The organism is Chitinispirillales bacterium ANBcel5, assembly GCA_029688955.1.
GTDB classification, from domain to species: Bacteria; Fibrobacterota; Chitinivibrionia; order Chitinivibrionales; family Chitinispirillaceae; genus Cellulosispirillum; species Cellulosispirillum alkaliphilum.
In genome coordinates, this window is sequence record JARUKZ010000040.1 from 1 (window position 1) to 15,414 (window position 15,414).

Here is a 15,414-nt window from a genome sequence, read left to right on the forward strand (position 1 = left end):
CCATGTGATGGATGACACTTCGAGGATTGCTATTGTTAACCACTGGACGAAAGACGACCACTTACGTGAGATCGATAGTTCAGACGACCTTGGCCAGAACAAGATCCGGTACCAGTATGGCAACCATCTTGGGTCTGCATCACTTGAACTCAACGAGGCCGGCGAACTCATCTCCTATGAAGAGTACTTCCCTTACGGTGGGACTTCTTTTGTAGTAGGAAATAGCGAAAAAGAAGTTAAGCTCAAAGAATACCGCTACACCGGGAAAGAACGGGATGATGCCACCGGGTTGTATTATTATGGAGCAAGGTACTATGCAGCTTGGATTGGGAGGTGGTTGAGTGCGGATCCGGCGGGGCCGGTGGATGGGTGGAATTTGTATGAGTATGTGCGGGGGAATCCGGTGGGGTTGGTGGATCCGGATGGGATGACTTCTGAAAGACATGATGTCGGTATAAAATTTCCTGAAGGGGTGGAAACTGCAGAAGATCTTAAAGAACATTTGAGTAATAAAGGTACTTTTGAGTACGATGGAATTGATTACTATCTGGAGTTTGATGGTGAATTGGATATAGAGATGGTTGATGGTGTACCAAAAATAACAGGTGATAACCTGATGGCTCGTGAATTTGTTGCAGGAGCAATAGTTCCTCCTGCAACAAATTCGAATCATCATGCAGGGCATGCAATTGACATGAATATACTATATAATAAAAAACTATACAGAGCAGTTGATCTCAACCCAAACAACATTAAAAGACTTCCTCAATCAGTGCAGAATTTTATTAATGATATTCGTAATGATTCAAAATTACGATGGGGGGGGGATTTCTCTCCTACAGATCCTGTACATATAGATGATGGATTAAATATATCTAATCCAGAAGTTTTTCGACAAAGAGTGATTGCTGTTAATTATGCCTATCAAGCCAGATGATAAAAACACTAACTTCGATATGTATTTTCTTATATAAACAGGATCTGTGTAGAATGTAAAAACAAATACACTGGTTGTCAAAGTGTAAATTTGAGAATGCAAAGTCGAAGAACTGTCTGTTAAAGAATTCAGAAAAGGCTTTGTGGAAGGAATATTATCAGCAAACAGAATGTTAATTGTATATTTGAATCTTAAAAGGGTGTAATAATTAATGCTGTCTTAGGCGGTTTTGTATAGAAAGGGAGTCTATGTTTAAAAGAAAACTAAATATATATGAAATAATATTTTTTCTGATTATAACTGTATTCACTCCATATATAAAAGCAATAAGTGAAGTTATAAATAATAACGATAGTAATTATTTATCATGGAAAAGGGAAGTTAGAAATTCAGTTCAATCCGGAAAACTAGTACTTTTAACTTTTCTTACAATGGAAGAGGGAATAGAATTAGCAAACTCTGTTGACAATGAATTCTATGCTGATTGGTCTTACTACTTAAATGATTTTGGGTTTAAAAACAGCGATAATCTCATAATAATCAGTACAAACAGATCATATGGAAAAGCTATAGATGAAAACATCGATTTTGATGAATATACTTTAATCTTTCTCAGGAAAAAAATGCCCGCAATTCTTGCACAAAAAAGTCTAACTGAAGCTTTTTATGTGTTGGATTACTATTATAATAATAATTGGGAAAAATTAGTAACTTATATAAATCAATTTTTAGATGAAAATAAGAAAGTAACTGTTGATGAATTTTTAAATAATCAGGAAAAATCTTTAAAGGACTTTAATCTCAAAATTATTGATATTCAAATGTTGAATACAGAAATTGAAAGTGTAAACGATACCGGAATCGGTTTTCCATAAAGGGTTTATAATAGGTGATTAGCGAGGGGTAAATATGACATCTTTATGTGCGAATTAACACTATTCTAGATTCTGAGGGTAACTTCCAGATCTACTCATCCTTTGGAGCCGGAAGACAAAAATATAGCGCCCCCGGTGATTTGAAAGAATATATTCTTCCTACTCTTGAGCAAAAGAGGAGAATGGTAAGAAGGTGTAAGTGTAATGATTACTGCTTTATAACAGGGTATAATTGCAGGATGGGGTTGGAGAATGGGGTTAAGGGGGTAGTGGAGGAATGGAGGTGCTTCGAGGCCACTAAAGGACTTTGCCGGGACTCTTAAACGTTCATCCTCATCGAAATTTTACCATTCATTGAATCGAAGCTGGCAAACGCAATGGTAGAAGGTTTAAATAGCGTTATAAATAAAAATCATTAAAATAGAGCGAGTATATACGCAAATCTTGAGGTTTTTACTAACATAAATTTTTAACAGTAGGGGATGTTGATTTACTGTACAGATTTTGGCCGAATTCAGAACATCATAGATTAGACCGGATGCACCATGGGTATTGGTTTTCATTGAAAACCATGGTTGGGAATTCCGGATATAGCCGAAAAGAAGAATAAAGGCTTTATGTTAACAAAGAGGGTATGATTAAATGAATGACAATAAACTATGTGATTTGAGGATAGAGCCTGAGGATACACCTGAAGATATCAGGAAGAAAATCGAAACAGATCCTGGTTTTGGTACATCTGCATGGACGAAAGAAACCACAAAATATTTGCAAAATGAGTTTTTCGAAAAAGTTATGGCTTTAAGGGTATCTACTACCAATGATGTTGGAAGTGATAAAGTTAGTTTTCAAAAATTAAAAACCTATCTTTTAGCTAAGTGTGAAAAATTTGATATTAAAAAATTGGTAAAAAGATCAGATAGTATGAGTGATCTTTATTCAAACATTGAGTATTTGGCTATTATAGACACTGAAGTAATCTTAGAGAGGTATATGATAGATGTTTCGATTGATTTTGAATGGAATTTAATATAGAGTGTGGTAAATCTATTGGTTGGTAAAGTTAAAGATGTGCTTGATCTTAACTATCAAAGAGCAGTTTATGCAAATACTGAGTACTCAAAGAAATTAAATTGGGATGAACTCTTACCGAAAATAAAACCGGATTGGTATGCAATGTGGATTGCAGGCTCAAAAGATCGTTTTGCAGAAGAAGTTGCATTCTATCAACTTAAAAATGGTTTAAAACCAATATCTGGTGTTATTGGTCCTATTACATGGAAAGCAATGGGTGGAGTAGTTTTTGAACCTTTAGAAGGTGTGGAGGATTTGTTTCCTCTTAAAAAGTTACAGCGTGAAAGACCACGTTTTTTTCCTCCTCTACCACTTTCCCACCGTATAACTAGTCCTTTTGGGATGAGAATCCATCCTGTAAGTGGGGTTAGAAGATTTCATAATGGAATCGATTTGGAGGCAGATATTGGCGACCCAGTAGTTGCATTTGCTGATGGAATAGTTGAGCACTCATTATTTAGTGAAACTGGAGGTCATATGATAGTTTTAAAACATGCAAATGAATATAAAACACGATACTTACATTTAGATAAAAGGCTTGTTAAAAGTGGAGAGGTTATTGCTGGACAGAAAATAGGAACAGCTGGAAATACTGGTATAAGTTCTGGTCCCCATCTTCATTTTGAAATTATTCGCAAAGGAAAACGTGTTGATCCAACAGATTACATCAATTATAGATTAAGACAATAACTTTTTACAAGGAAAATGTTGTGAATACTTTAAAGATATTACTTTTTGTGATTACTATAGTTCATACCACTTTAGCTTCTGTCGTATGGGAAATAAAATCCTCTTCATTTGATGATGATGAGAAAAAGTATACTTCAATAATTGATAATTATGTTATGGATGAACAACTGGAATATGTGTATTTATCAGTTGGATACCAAGATGAAAATAAAGCTATTAAGAAATCAAATATTGTGCGCGTTAACTTTGAAACCGAAGATTATGTTTTTGTAGACAGTATCGAAGTTCGAGTGGTAGGGATGAACTTAGTAAATGGATATCTTATTGTACGAGTAGTAGATGAAAATAGTTGGTTGTTTTATATGATATATGATAATTATGGGAATAGATTAAAAAAATCTTACAATTCTTTATTGACGGTGTTCAAGAATGGGTCGTATTTAAAGTGCAATAGTATTGAGTATATTTCTCACATGTATGTATATGATTCATGTCGAATAGTTGACTTACATGAGGTGAATGAAACAATACTTTTGAAAGATCGAATAATAATTGATATTCATGTAAACAAAGGCAATGAAAACAAGATAACAGTTTTATCGCAAGATGGAAAATGGTTTTATTTAGGTACTGTTTGCGGTGAAAATCCAAAGAATATCATTGATATCGATAGTATCATGTTACCATATTTTGAAACACCATTTGGAGATTATGGAAAAATAATAAACAATGAACTAGTTTTTATTGCAGATAAATTATACACCTTCTCCAGTATTAGTAATGGAGTACTTGGTTTTGACATTGCACTGGAAAATCCCAAATATTTCAAAGGAAAAAAATATGAGTTGGTTGGACATTTTGGAAATGCTCTCGTAAGAGACTTAGAAGTAACACATGAAGATAGATTTTTAAGAACTCATATGAGTGTTTTATACCATAACGATCCATTAGAGTTGCTTAAGTATTTTTCAATACCCAAAGATGGGTTCAAGTATAGTACATTTACATTTAAATGGTTTGGTGATAATTTATACTTTTTCTATATAGATAAATACAATAATTATAACTTTCGTGTAAAATTAATTTCGAGTGATAGGTATTGGTAGGTAGGAGGCTAGGAGAGCAAACGGAAAGAGAAGGGAAACGGTAAATTCACGCTCAATGCTTGGTTTTAATCAAAACTTCTCTAACGCAGCTTACAGATTCGGTGCTGTCAGCACTGTAGGTTCGCGATGCAGCCCTAAGCATAATATCGACCTCTTCAGTCATTCTAATTTATTCAACCGCAATAGTATCTACATACAATGCAGTTACCGCTCCACCTACGAACACGACCACTTCTTTTAGGTCTCCTAACCCAAAAGCTACTTTTTTAAGCATAGCAAGATTTCTGTTATTCATTTTTCATAAATCTTTTTTTCAAAATGTTTTGAGCAATATTAACCTCTCTTGCTCTGCCTATTCTTAATGTGTCCAGAAGGCATAACAGTTCATATAATTCAAGATAATTTGCACTTATTTTTGGAAGTGTTCTGTAAAGTGGCTCTACTGACATTCCTCGTAGTGTGCCTCCAGATGCTTTCCATACAAACTGTTTATTTCCAGCCGCAATCATTTTATTAAGTGGTGGTCCTGAATGAGCGGTGGGTACACCTTTTACAATCGGACCTGGTTGTATAGGAAAAAACATATTTCAAACCAGCGTTATTTTAAATCAGAGAGCTTGTGGCCACGGCAAGCCACTTTGTTGGAACCGCTTCATTGTGTTTATTACGGTTCCTTTGGACACACTCAGTGCACGAGCGGTCTTCTCTGTACCTATTCCCTTATCCTGTCGGTATTACAAAATCTGACGTATCATTCGCATTGTAATTCTCCTTCGTGACATTCAACCTCCCTGAAAAGAATCGTAAATACAGGAAAATTGAAAGGTAAATTATGGAGAGAGGAAAACCGGTCAAATAACTTGAGATTGGGTGGTCAAATTAAATGAGATTGCTTGGTCAAATTGTCTGAGACAGGGGGGTCAAATTAAATGAGATTAGGTGGTCAAATTGTGTGAGATCGGCCACAGAAAATTATCTACGGTGAATCGCAAACTGATCCGCAGGACAAAAACCTTCGTGGGCAGATGTATAAATCCTATGATGAAGCGGGCTGCACAACGGTTCCTGCCTATACCTTCAAAGGTGAAGTGCCGCAAAGTGTTTATCGTCTCCGTGCGCTTACAACCGGTGCTTATGATACAGAGGTAAACTGGGATGTTGCGGATCCTGACTCACTTCTGGAATCTGAGACGTTTACCACAAATAACAACTATGACGCGCTTGGTCATGTTATAGAGCAAGAAAAGCCTGACGAAAGTATTACCGTTGCGGAATATCATCAATCCGGTACGCTCAATAAGGTGAGGGTGCAGCTTAAAAATGAAACTGAATTTACCGATTTTGTAACCGGTATCTGCTACAACGCTAAGGGACAGCGCCAAAGAATCGATTACGGCAACGGGACTTTCACTGAATATGAGTATGATGATAAAACCTTTCGCTTAACTGCGCTTAAAACAACAAGGGCCAGTGACAACGAGCTGCTTCAGGATATCGAATATGAATATGATCCTGTGGGGAATGTTACAGAGATTGAGGATAACTCCTTTGATTCGGTATTCACCAATAATCAGGTAGTAGAGCCTAAATGCACTTATGAGTATGATGCACTCTACCGCCTAACCCGTGCCACCGGACGTGAGCACAACGGCTTGAATCAAACCACTCCACAACACGGGGATGAGTGGTTCAACCAGCATCTGGCGAACATCAATGATGCCAACGCCCTTGCAAACTACATCAGAACTTATAGTTATGATAAGGGCAACAATCTCACTCAAATCCAGCATTCTGCATCAGATAGCACCCGTAGTTTCACCCGCAACATAACCGTCGATTCCGGCTCAAACAGAGCAGTTCCTGCTACAATGACCGGTCCAATCTCCTCCTATTTCGACCTTAACGGCAATTGTACTGAGCTCGAGCACATAGCCGAAATTTCATGGAACTACCGCAACAACATCTCAAAAGCGACAATTATTGAGCAGTTTTCCTTACACACACAAAAGATGTGAATAATTGTAATTTTAGAAATCTTTTCGTTACATAAAAAAAATATATGTAATTTAGAGGGCTATTTTTTGGCTACATATAAAAAGCTATATGTAATTTAGAGGCCTTTTGGTTACATATAAAAAGCTATATGTAATTTTAGAGGCCTTTTGGTTACATATAATTTAATTAAGATTCGGTTTTTAGCAAACCTTTTTGCCATATCATTTCTCCATGAACAGATCCAAATATGGTTTAAAAACAAAAAGCCGGTTACGGGCATAGCCGGTGGACTCTTGTACTATTTCAAGTTCTACCAATTTCTGTATCAGGGTATTTGCCGTCTGATGGGTAATATCAAGGAATTGGGCTGCATCATTGATAGAAACTGTTGGTCTTTGATAGAGTCTCATTAAGAGCTTTGGCCCTTTTCCCCAGGCTAAAAAGACGATGTTCGACATCATGGCGTAAACTCATGACTTTCATGAATGTTTCTTTGCTGCTGGTTGCGGTTTCGATCACAGCAAGACTGCGGGAATGTTATTCTAAAAATTCCGTTCTCCTTTCCTCCCGCGATAATCGCCCAGGGGTCCCCCCAAACGGATCCCTACACTCTTTCCCCATTGACGCCCGGGGGTGACCCAGTCTACCGCCTTTAGCCCCATAAAAATTCATCTTTAGATACACCCTGAACCTATTAAAGAGGAAGCTGTGGACTCGTGGTGTTTTGTGAACTTGTAATATTTTTCCGGGCATTTACAGTATTTTTTTTTTGCTTGTGTCGCCCGAGGCGAAGTTGGCCACCCCCCAGATAGGCCTGATGGCAAGTGAATGGTTCCTCACGGGGGCGCCATGAAACGTGCTTGCTCCAGTGTAAGCGTGAAAGATACTTTTTTGGGTGATGCGAAGCGAGATAGCGACAAGAATCAGAGGGAGATCAAAACCAAATGATCCCTGCGAGACAAGAATTCCAAATTCCCCTTCCTCATAAAAATGATTAGCACTTTTGCCCATAAGAGATCTTTTGTTAACATTAGCTATTAATATTACGGTGTGATAGGTTTATACTAGGGTAGGTGATCGCTGGCTTGGACTATTACGGAACAAGTTTATGGGGAACATATTATCTTTACTTCCTTCTTTTTTCTTGATTCCAGCAGACTCAACTGCTATTTTTTACATGGTAAAGTTGGGTAACCGGAAATGAGGGCGCATGCAAGAAGGGTGAATCCATAGCAGATAACAGGGTTTCTTCGAACCATCAATCTCAATACAATAAAACCAACTCTAAACCAATCAGCAAATGCCCTGAATCAGGTTGCGCAAAACTGCTTGCATGATTAAAGTCTATACACAGGAGACCCAGTCAATGAACTCTTCCTTTCGTTTTTTATGTTCGGGTGTTATTTTGCGAAGGACTTGAGTCATATCTGGCTATGTGGGAGGATCAAAATGCTGGACTTCATTCGCTGGCGCCACGACGAGCCAGCGCAATAACTAGAATTCCAAGAGAAAAGATTGAGATAAAGATAAAGTGTAAAGATCGCAACCTACATTCACTCTTTCCCTATCTTTGCGCCTTATCTTTATCTACCATAAACTGCTTTACTTCAATTCCCCCAAAAATACAGCGTGTGTTTATGATAATGGTTTTATGGCAATCTTCGCTACCTTTGTGTTCATACTTCTTGTTTAATAAAACTCCACCACTTTCATTTTTCATAAACTCTATGCTACCTAAAAGAGTAGTATTTGTAAAAACATAATTTAATTCAGGATTCACCCTTAGATCAATTCCGCCCATAATCGCTGTCAGTGAAATGATGGTTTCGCCATCAGGAACTTCAACCTGGCTTATGTCCAGATCAACCCCTCCCATTATGGCGATATAATAGCAATTATTAAGAGTAGTTCCTTCAAGTTTTTTATCTATTCCACTCATTACCGCCCAATTTCCATTTTTTGATCCTTTCCCCGAAAGAAGAATACTAATGCCAATTAAGATCACTATCAATGGAAAGATCAACTTCCAGATTAGTGAGAGATCAAAAGTATAATAGCCTAAATTCCTCGCAATAATGGCGACTCCCAAACCTACAAGGATTAGTCCCCAAATTATATTGGCGTTTTTATATCTGTTTTTATTATCTAAAAGGGTTTCTAATCCCCAGATAATAAAGACAACCGGCCAAAATGTAGCTATTAACTCTCCAACAGCAATATCGGTTACACCTAAGTTATTAGTCAGCAGTATAATTCCAATTATAATAAGTAGTAGTCCCCAAATCAATGATGTTTTCATTTATGCATTCCTCCGTATTTCTCAGTAAGAATCTATTATCAAGAAATATATAACCTTAAAGTTATAAATTAGTATAAGGTATACTGGTTATGTAAAGTTCTTTACAGATTTTTTGATCATATTTACTAACATTTAAAATAAGTATAGTCGGTAGTAATTCAAATAAAGTATTCGTCTTAAACGACTAAAACAAGTAACGGCTGTTACAGTATGAAATGAGTGCATATCAAAATGATGCGTTATTTTCGCTCCTTGCTCGGGAATCAGGAAACCCCCTAAATTTTTGTTTTTTACACATTTTTCACCAGTTTTTAGTAAGCTGAGAGAAGATGAAATTGAAGCTAGCACCGAATGTAAGGCTATTTTAAAATTCTATGTTTCAGCAGCCTCTGTCCACAAATGCACATCACTTATCCGGCTCAGTTAACCCTAGCTATTATAGCATTTTCCACTTTAGGTTGACCGGTCCAATTTCCTCCTATTTCGACCCAAACGGCAACTGCACCGAACTTGAGCATATAGCCGAAATCTCCTGGAATTACCGCAACAACATCTCAAAAGCGACGATCATTGAGCAGTTTTACTTACACACACAAAAAATGTGAATATATAATTTTAGAGGCCTTTTCGTTACATATAAAAAGCTATATGTAACTTTAGAGGCTTTTTGGTTACATATAAAAGCTATATGTGACTTTAGAGGCTTTTTGGTTACATATAAAAGCTATATGTAACTTTAGAGGCCCTTTCGTTACATATAAAAGCTATATGTAACTTTAGAGGCCCTTTCGTTACATATAAATTGTGCTATGTAATTAAGATTCGGTTTTTAGCAAACCTTTTTGCCATATCATTTCTCCATGAACAGATCCAAATATGGTTTAAAAACGAAAAACCGGTACGGGCATAGCCGGTGGACTCATGTACTATTTCTAGTTCTACCAATTTCTGTATCAGTGTATTTGCCGTCTGATGGTAATATCAAGGAATTGGGCTGCATCATTGATGGAAACTGTTGGTCTTTGATAGAACTTCATTATATGTGATTTGGATTTTTTAATCCATTCGCTCATTCTAAAAAGACGATGTTTGACATCATGAAGTAAACACTTGATTTTTCAGCTATGATTCTTCGCTGCTGATCTTATATTTCGAACTGTCGTAAATGTGAGATCAGGCACCGTTCCCCAAACGGATACAATATTATTCTGCTACTGTTGCAGTAATTGGCCCCATAACTTATTTAACCTAGAAGATTGTGACAGGAGGAAAACAACAAATGCCAAACATTTACGATTATACCGACTATCGCCTGTTTCTGAAAGAGTATTACGAGGAACAGAAAAAAAATAAACCCTATTTCTCCTACCAGTACCTTGCGGATCACTGCAAGTTCAGGTCGAAATCATTTATTTACAAGGTGATTAAGGGTGAAAAAGCGCTCACCGTAGAGTCTGCACTGAAAATCGGTAAATTCATGAAACTTAAGAAACAGGATCTTGATTACTTTGAAGCAATTATACATTTCACCAACGCAAAATCATCATCAGAGAAAGAGTATCATTTCAAAAAGATCCAGAATATGAGTTTCGGGACTCACTCTGCAATAATGCGTCAAAACCAGTATGAATACTTTAATCACTGGTATAATCCGGTTATTAGAGAGTTGGTTACCATTCTGGACTGGAAAAATGACTATACACTTCTTGCAAACAGTATAACACCACCCATTACCGTCTGGGATGCAAAAAGATCGGTTAAACTTCTTCTTGATTTGGAAATGATAAGAATAGACGAGAGTGGCAACTATTACCAGGCAGACAAATCGATCACTACAGGAAACGATGTGGTACATTTGGCAATCCATAACTACCAACGTCAAACAATTGCAAGAGCAGTCGAGGCAATAGACTTATTTGAAAGGGATAAACGTGAAATTTCCACCCTTACTGTAAGTATTTCAGAGAACGGGGCCAAACAGCTCAAACAGGAGATTGCACGTTTCAGAAAGCAAATAGTTTCTTTGGTTAGTGATGATGTTGAACCTGACAGGATTTATCAGATAAATCTCCAGGCCTTTCCCATGCATCAGCCAAAAAAGGACACAAAATGAATAAATTAATCGTGTTTTTGATGTATACTTTTTTGATTCAGTTCATCACCGTACACGTACGGTGTACAAGCGAAATCGTTGGTGGCGGAAGCACTGAGACCATAGGAAAGGTGAGCTTTTCTGATGGCACACCTGCTGCAGATGTTGAGATTTTGTTTGTTCCCGAAGATTTTGAACCGCAATTTGATACCCCGCACCCCGCAATCAGATCCACTGTTTCAGACAACAAAGGTCGATACGACTTCGGCTCACTATCGGACGGTAGGTACAATATCTTCTTCGAAAAAAAAGGTTTAAAAGCCTATAGAAGAGCAGTAGAAATAGTTGAAAACAAGACACAAGAGGATATCAGTGATACACTCTATAAGCCAGGATCTGTTTCGGGTATAGTAAGATTGCTGGATTATCACGATCACAGTGATGTCTTCATACTGGTGACCGGTTCCAATCACTATGTTACACCAAAGGATTCCTGTGGCAATTTTACTATAAAAGACTTTGCTCAGGGTCAATATAATCTAAAAATCATTGCAGGATACCCAAACTATGATATTATCGATACATCGGTAATAATCACATCCGGAATTAAAGACACAATTGCAGACACCATTTTTCTGCCCTATATCGGTATACCATCTCCGGAATCACTTATAGCTCACTACGATTCCTCTATGCTTGAGCTTACACTCAGCTGGCCCCGAATTGATTCACCTAATCTTGATGGGTATGCTGTTTTGCGAAAAGAATATGGTTCGGAAGAAAACTTTTCGATGGTCAGCAGTACTATCATTACAGATACGTTCTTTGTCGATATGTGTGATGGCATAAATACAGTTGCCGGAAAGACCTACTCTTACCGTGTTACAGCGGTGAATAATGAAGGTGTAAGTGGAAAACCGGGAGAAGCGGTTGAGGTTACATATCATCAAAGCCCCCCTTTTGCAGACTCTCTTTTCATAAGACCCTTTGGTGAAGACGTCATTACAGGAATAAGTCACTCATTTGACAGCGCTTTAGCAGTAGTTTTTTCAGATACCTCGGCTCTTTTTATCATAAATTTATCAGAAAGGAGGATCGCTTCAGTTTCTCTTCCAGAAAACGCATTACCTTTCTCTGTTTCAGTTATGGAAGATTCCACCTTTATTGTTGCAACTAATAAAGGTATCTACAATATCGATCGTCAGGGTAACAGGCTCTACTGGTACAACATACAAACCACCACCTTATTTTCAAGAGAATCACGTTACATCTACTATGTTTCAAGAAATGATTTTCACACCCATTTTAATACTTTTGGATCTTTAGACACCTATACTGGAATTGATGAACCGATAGTATCATTTAAGGATTCAGAAATCCAGGCTGTAACAGCAAATAACACTACTGTCAGTTTTGCGATAAGCCGCTACAACCAACTCATTTTCAAAGCATCCGACTTTGAAGCTTCTGTTACAAAGAATGTTTTTGGCCCTGTGAAAAATGTTGCTAAAAGCACAGTTACCGCTGCAGATCACGATTTCTTTATAACTTACGGTAAAATTATCTGTCGTTTATCGGGAGACAATTACCAGATCATAGCAAGAAAAATGGCTCCTGACCATATAGAGGCTGCTGGGTGGCAGCCAGATCTAAGAAAACTCTTTATTCTCAGCAAAGAAGGCTATCTCTATTCAACAGAAATGAAAATGTAATGCTCGGGCGCATGTCTAAAAAATGATGGAGAGGAAGATATGAATATAATGAAGAAACAAATCAGAGTCCTGATTTTTGCACTTTTCCTTGTAGTTTTCACTGCTTTTTCCGGGGAGTGGAAACACCTCAGACCAACCGTCGGGCCAACAATTGTTACCAATATTACCTCATTGGGAATCTATCAGTTTGCGCTTGTTGTGGAAACATCGCATATCAAAACAATTTACAAAAGAACTTCTGGAAACAGACTATGGTACAGGATTTTATCAGACACTGCCTCCAGTTCGTTTGCAAATTTTCGGGGGAACTTGGAAACCGCCGGGGGAAAAGTGTTCTATAGGGGAAGTGAAAACAATCAACAGTCTGCAGATTTTGGCAGGAGGTGGACCGATCTATCCTTCGATCCATCCAAAACAGTTTTTTTCGGTGATACCCTTCTGCGGATCTACCGTACACAAATTTCGGAAGATGGTGGAAGAAGCTGGAACAGATTATCTTCTGATTTTTATTCTGGACCTGTTAACTGCATCACCTACGGTGAAAGCAAGGCCTATATCGGTGGTTGGGGTGGAATAGCGGTACTGGAAAGTGATTTGCAATGGTCATTTCTTGACAATGGTCTTCCTGAGCGGGAAAACATTACTGCGATAGGAAAATTGAATGATTCGGTACTTATTGCATCTACAGAACTGGCGCTGTACCATTCAAAAGATGGCGGAAGTTCCTGGGGCCTGCTTGATTCAACTATCTCTATACCATTCAGTGTAACAGGGGAAAAGCATTTTGCAGTTTCTGAAAATGTTCACTACATGAGCACAGAAACGGATATCTATGAGCTTGCAAATGATGGCTCAATTAAAAGAAAATTAGATACAGGCTTTAGACGGTATCATTCAGGTATCTCAGTTTTTGAGGACACACTCTATACTTCAGGATATGACGGAGTATATAAGTACCTGAAATCTTCCGATTCATGGGAACTAACGAATTTTGGCATAGATAGAAGCAACATCATAACAGAAGCATTCGTTAGCGGAGAGGAATTTTTTGTTACATCGGTAACAGGCCTGTACACACCCGGATCAATAGCTTCAGGATACAGACCAATGTATTCTTCTGTTTTTGCCTTGGATCAGCTTAGTGGTGAATGGAGAATAGTCCTGGAGGAAGACTTCCTGGTTTCAGGTTTTGCTGTTATCGGAGACAAATACTTTGCTGCTTTGAGGTGTCCAGATTCTGAAAAAACGATCAAGCTTGTCTCTGAGAACAGAGGCGACAGTTGGGAAGATAGTGACTTTCCTGATCTGTCACCCCATAATATTTCTGTCTATGGTGATACTGTGTACTCCTGGAACAAAGGTATTCTGCGAAGTACGAATGAATTCTCCTCATGGGATACTATCACAGTACCTAGATCTAATACTCGGATTGAGGAATTTGTAGCACTGGATAACACACTTATTTATGGATGGCTCGGAAAGGGATCAAGAATAACCGTCGGAGGAATTACTATATCACATGATGGAGGAGAGACTCTGGATGATTTAACAGACAGAACCCGTCAATTTGCCTATTCGGAGGGAAAATTAATTTTTGAATATCATGACACCTTGCACATTTCTCATGATTCAGGCTTAACCTGGGATGCGATTACGCGATCCGGAGAGAAATATGATATTAACGGATTTACAAGCTGTGGAATTGTTTTTGGGAGACATTCGCACTTCTCCTTAGACAGGGGAGCAACCTGGGAACCAATAATCGGTCCAGACGGAAATCTAACAACTATAAGAACCTTCAGGCTTTATAATGATATGATGTATTCAATCGATAATGGTGTTTTTTACGCAAAACCGGCATCATCCCTTGGAACAACTCTATCAAGTGAAGGGCCAAAGGTTTATTCCAGAGCAACTGTTTCCGATATTTTTCATACAATTAATGGCAATATTCTCTCACTTCGGCTCAATATACCACAAAGGGAAACCAACTACCATATCTCTTTACACGATCTTAAAGGCGCTGTTGTAATGAAAAAAGCAGGAACTCTGAGCTATGGAAAGAACATAATTGATTTAGACTGTTCAGGTATTTCAAATGCAATCTATCTGCTCAATATCCGGACTGGAAATAAGCACCATGCCAGAAGAGTTGTTATCGGACCATGAGGAGCGGTATACAATCAACTGTTAATGAGGGAGTTGGCGAAACTGCTAGCTGGGTTGCAATAATATGTCCGAAGTTGAGTGTGGTTGGAACGGTTTCTGATGTTACAGCAGTTTTAATTGATGTAGCGCAATTAAGTTTAGGATTAAATGATGTAGAAAGTCTAAAAAGCTCAAGTTTTAGGTTAAATCGTGGTTTGTTTTTTGGAGATGCTGCTGGAACGATATTAGGTACAATGGGTAGATATGGTGGTAATATAGCTGCTGCAGCAGAAAAGGTTTAGATATTGGATTTGAAAGTTTAACAAAGTGACATCTAATGGAAAATGAACACTTGCAGGTTGGGTTAATTCTTTTATCTATCGGAATATTTATTTTCTTAAGTAATTACTTACGAAAGATGAATGAGGGAAGAAAGGATTTGCCTGAATCATACTTTTTAAGAGGAAAAGTTCTGAAACCTTTTGG

14 protein-coding genes are annotated in these 15,414 nt (G+C 37.8%); 10 read left to right on the forward strand and 4 right to left on the reverse strand.

What is annotated here, in order from left to right:
- The 5 genes from QA601_15955 to QA601_15975 form a co-directional block, all read left to right on the forward strand.
- On the forward strand, positions 1 to 937 hold a 937-nt coding region (locus QA601_15955; protein ID MDG5816591.1), incomplete at its 5' end, for an RHS repeat-associated core domain-containing protein.
- 248 nt (positions 938 to 1,185) lie between these two features.
- Positions 1,186 to 1,812, forward strand: a complete 627-nt coding sequence (locus QA601_15960) for a hypothetical protein (GenBank protein ID MDG5816592.1) — start codon at positions 1,186 to 1,188, stop codon at positions 1,810 to 1,812.
- 642 nt (positions 1,813 to 2,454) lie between these two features.
- Entirely contained in the window at positions 2,455 to 2,847 is a 393-nt protein-coding gene (locus QA601_15965) for a hypothetical protein (protein MDG5816593.1), read from the forward strand.
- A 15-nt stretch (positions 2,848 to 2,862) separates the two neighbouring features.
- Entirely contained in the window at positions 2,863 to 3,576 is a 714-nt protein-coding gene (locus QA601_15970; protein ID MDG5816594.1) for a M23 family metallopeptidase, read from the forward strand.
- Between the two features lie 20 nt (positions 3,577 to 3,596).
- Positions 3,597 to 4,682 carry a hypothetical protein gene (locus tag QA601_15975; protein MDG5816595.1) on the forward strand — a complete coding sequence of 362 codons (1,086 nt, stop codon included), beginning with the start codon at positions 3,597 to 3,599 and terminating at the stop codon, positions 4,680 to 4,682.
- 169 nt (positions 4,683 to 4,851) lie between these two features.
- Here the strand turns inward: QA601_15975 and QA601_15980 are convergent, their stop codons facing one another.
- On the reverse strand, positions 4,852 to 4,977 hold the full coding sequence (locus QA601_15980; GenBank protein ID MDG5816596.1) for a hypothetical protein: 126 nt from the start codon (positions 4,975 to 4,977) through the stop codon (positions 4,852 to 4,854).
- A complete protein-coding gene (locus QA601_15985) occupies positions 4,970 to 5,266 on the reverse strand; it encodes a hypothetical protein (GenBank protein MDG5816597.1) in 297 nt (98 codons plus the stop codon). Before QA601_15985 ends, QA601_15980 begins: the two co-directional genes overlap by 8 nt.
- A 441-nt stretch (positions 5,267 to 5,707) precedes the next feature.
- Between QA601_15985 and QA601_15990 the strand changes: the two genes are divergently transcribed.
- A complete protein-coding gene (locus QA601_15990) occupies positions 5,708 to 6,697 on the forward strand; it encodes a hypothetical protein (GenBank protein MDG5816598.1) in 990 nt (329 codons plus the stop codon).
- Between the two features lie 201 nt (positions 6,698 to 6,898).
- On the opposite strand, the gene QA601_15995 is transcribed toward QA601_15990, so the two are convergent.
- Together QA601_15995 and QA601_16000 are read right to left on the reverse strand one after the other, a co-directional pair.
- The gene (locus QA601_15995) at positions 6,899 to 7,138 is read right to left on the reverse strand and encodes a helix-turn-helix domain-containing protein (protein ID MDG5816599.1); all 240 of its coding nucleotides are present in this window, start codon (positions 7,136 to 7,138) and stop codon (positions 6,899 to 6,901) included.
- A 1,103-nt stretch (positions 7,139 to 8,241) separates the two neighbouring features.
- Positions 8,242 to 8,976: a DUF5668 domain-containing protein gene (locus QA601_16000; GenBank protein ID MDG5816600.1), complete on the reverse strand. Its 735-nt coding sequence runs from the start codon at positions 8,974 to 8,976 to the stop codon at positions 8,242 to 8,244.
- Positions 8,977 to 10,255: 1,279 nt separating this feature from the next.
- Between QA601_16000 and QA601_16005 the strand changes: the two genes are divergently transcribed.
- The 4 genes from QA601_16005 to QA601_16020 all read left to right on the forward strand — a co-directional run bounded on the left by QA601_16005 (position 10,256) and on the right by QA601_16020 (position 15,230).
- Complete coding sequence (locus QA601_16005) at positions 10,256 to 11,089, forward strand: TIGR02147 family protein (protein MDG5816601.1); 834 nt, start codon at positions 10,256 to 10,258, stop codon at positions 11,087 to 11,089.
- On the forward strand, positions 11,086 to 12,780 hold the full coding sequence (locus QA601_16010) for a hypothetical protein (GenBank protein MDG5816602.1): 1,695 nt from the start codon (positions 11,086 to 11,088) through the stop codon (positions 12,778 to 12,780). The genes QA601_16005 and QA601_16010 overlap by 4 nt, the downstream gene beginning before the upstream one ends.
- 39 nt (positions 12,781 to 12,819) lie before the next feature.
- Complete coding sequence (locus tag QA601_16015; protein MDG5816603.1) at positions 12,820 to 14,949, forward strand: T9SS type A sorting domain-containing protein; 2,130 nt, start codon at positions 12,820 to 12,822, stop codon at positions 14,947 to 14,949.
- A gap of 80 nt (positions 14,950 to 15,029) precedes the next feature.
- The gene (locus tag QA601_16020; GenBank protein ID MDG5816604.1) at positions 15,030 to 15,230 is read left to right on the forward strand and encodes a hypothetical protein; all 201 of its coding nucleotides are present in this window, start codon (positions 15,030 to 15,032) and stop codon (positions 15,228 to 15,230) included.
- The last annotated feature ends 184 nt before the right edge of the window (positions 15,231 to 15,414 follow it).

Coding starts and splice junctions, on each gene's coding strand:
- QA601_15960 (MDG5816592.1), top strand. CDS start 1,186: ATGTTTAAAAGAAAACTAAATATATATGAAATAATATTTTTTCTGATT.
- QA601_15965 (MDG5816593.1), top strand. CDS start 2,455: ATGAATGACAATAAACTATGTGATTTGAGGATAGAGCCTGAGGATACA.
- QA601_15980 (MDG5816596.1), bottom strand. CDS start 4,977: ATGAATAACAGAAATCTTGCTATGCTTAAAAAAGTAGCTTTTGGGTTA.
- QA601_15985 (MDG5816597.1), bottom strand. CDS start 5,266: ATGTTTTTTCCTATACAACCAGGTCCGATTGTAAAAGGTGTACCCACC.
- QA601_15990 (MDG5816598.1), top strand. CDS start 5,708: ATGTATAAATCCTATGATGAAGCGGGCTGCACAACGGTTCCTGCCTAT.
- QA601_15995 (MDG5816599.1), bottom strand. CDS start 7,138: ATGATGTCGAACATCGTCTTTTTAGCCTGGGGAAAAGGGCCAAAGCTC.
- QA601_16000 (MDG5816600.1), bottom strand. CDS start 8,976: ATGAAAACATCATTGATTTGGGGACTACTACTTATTATAATTGGAATT.
- QA601_16005 (MDG5816601.1), top strand. CDS start 10,256: ATGCCAAACATTTACGATTATACCGACTATCGCCTGTTTCTGAAAGAG.
- QA601_16010 (MDG5816602.1), top strand. CDS start 11,086: ATGAATAAATTAATCGTGTTTTTGATGTATACTTTTTTGATTCAGTTC.
- QA601_16015 (MDG5816603.1), top strand. CDS start 12,820: ATGAATATAATGAAGAAACAAATCAGAGTCCTGATTTTTGCACTTTTC.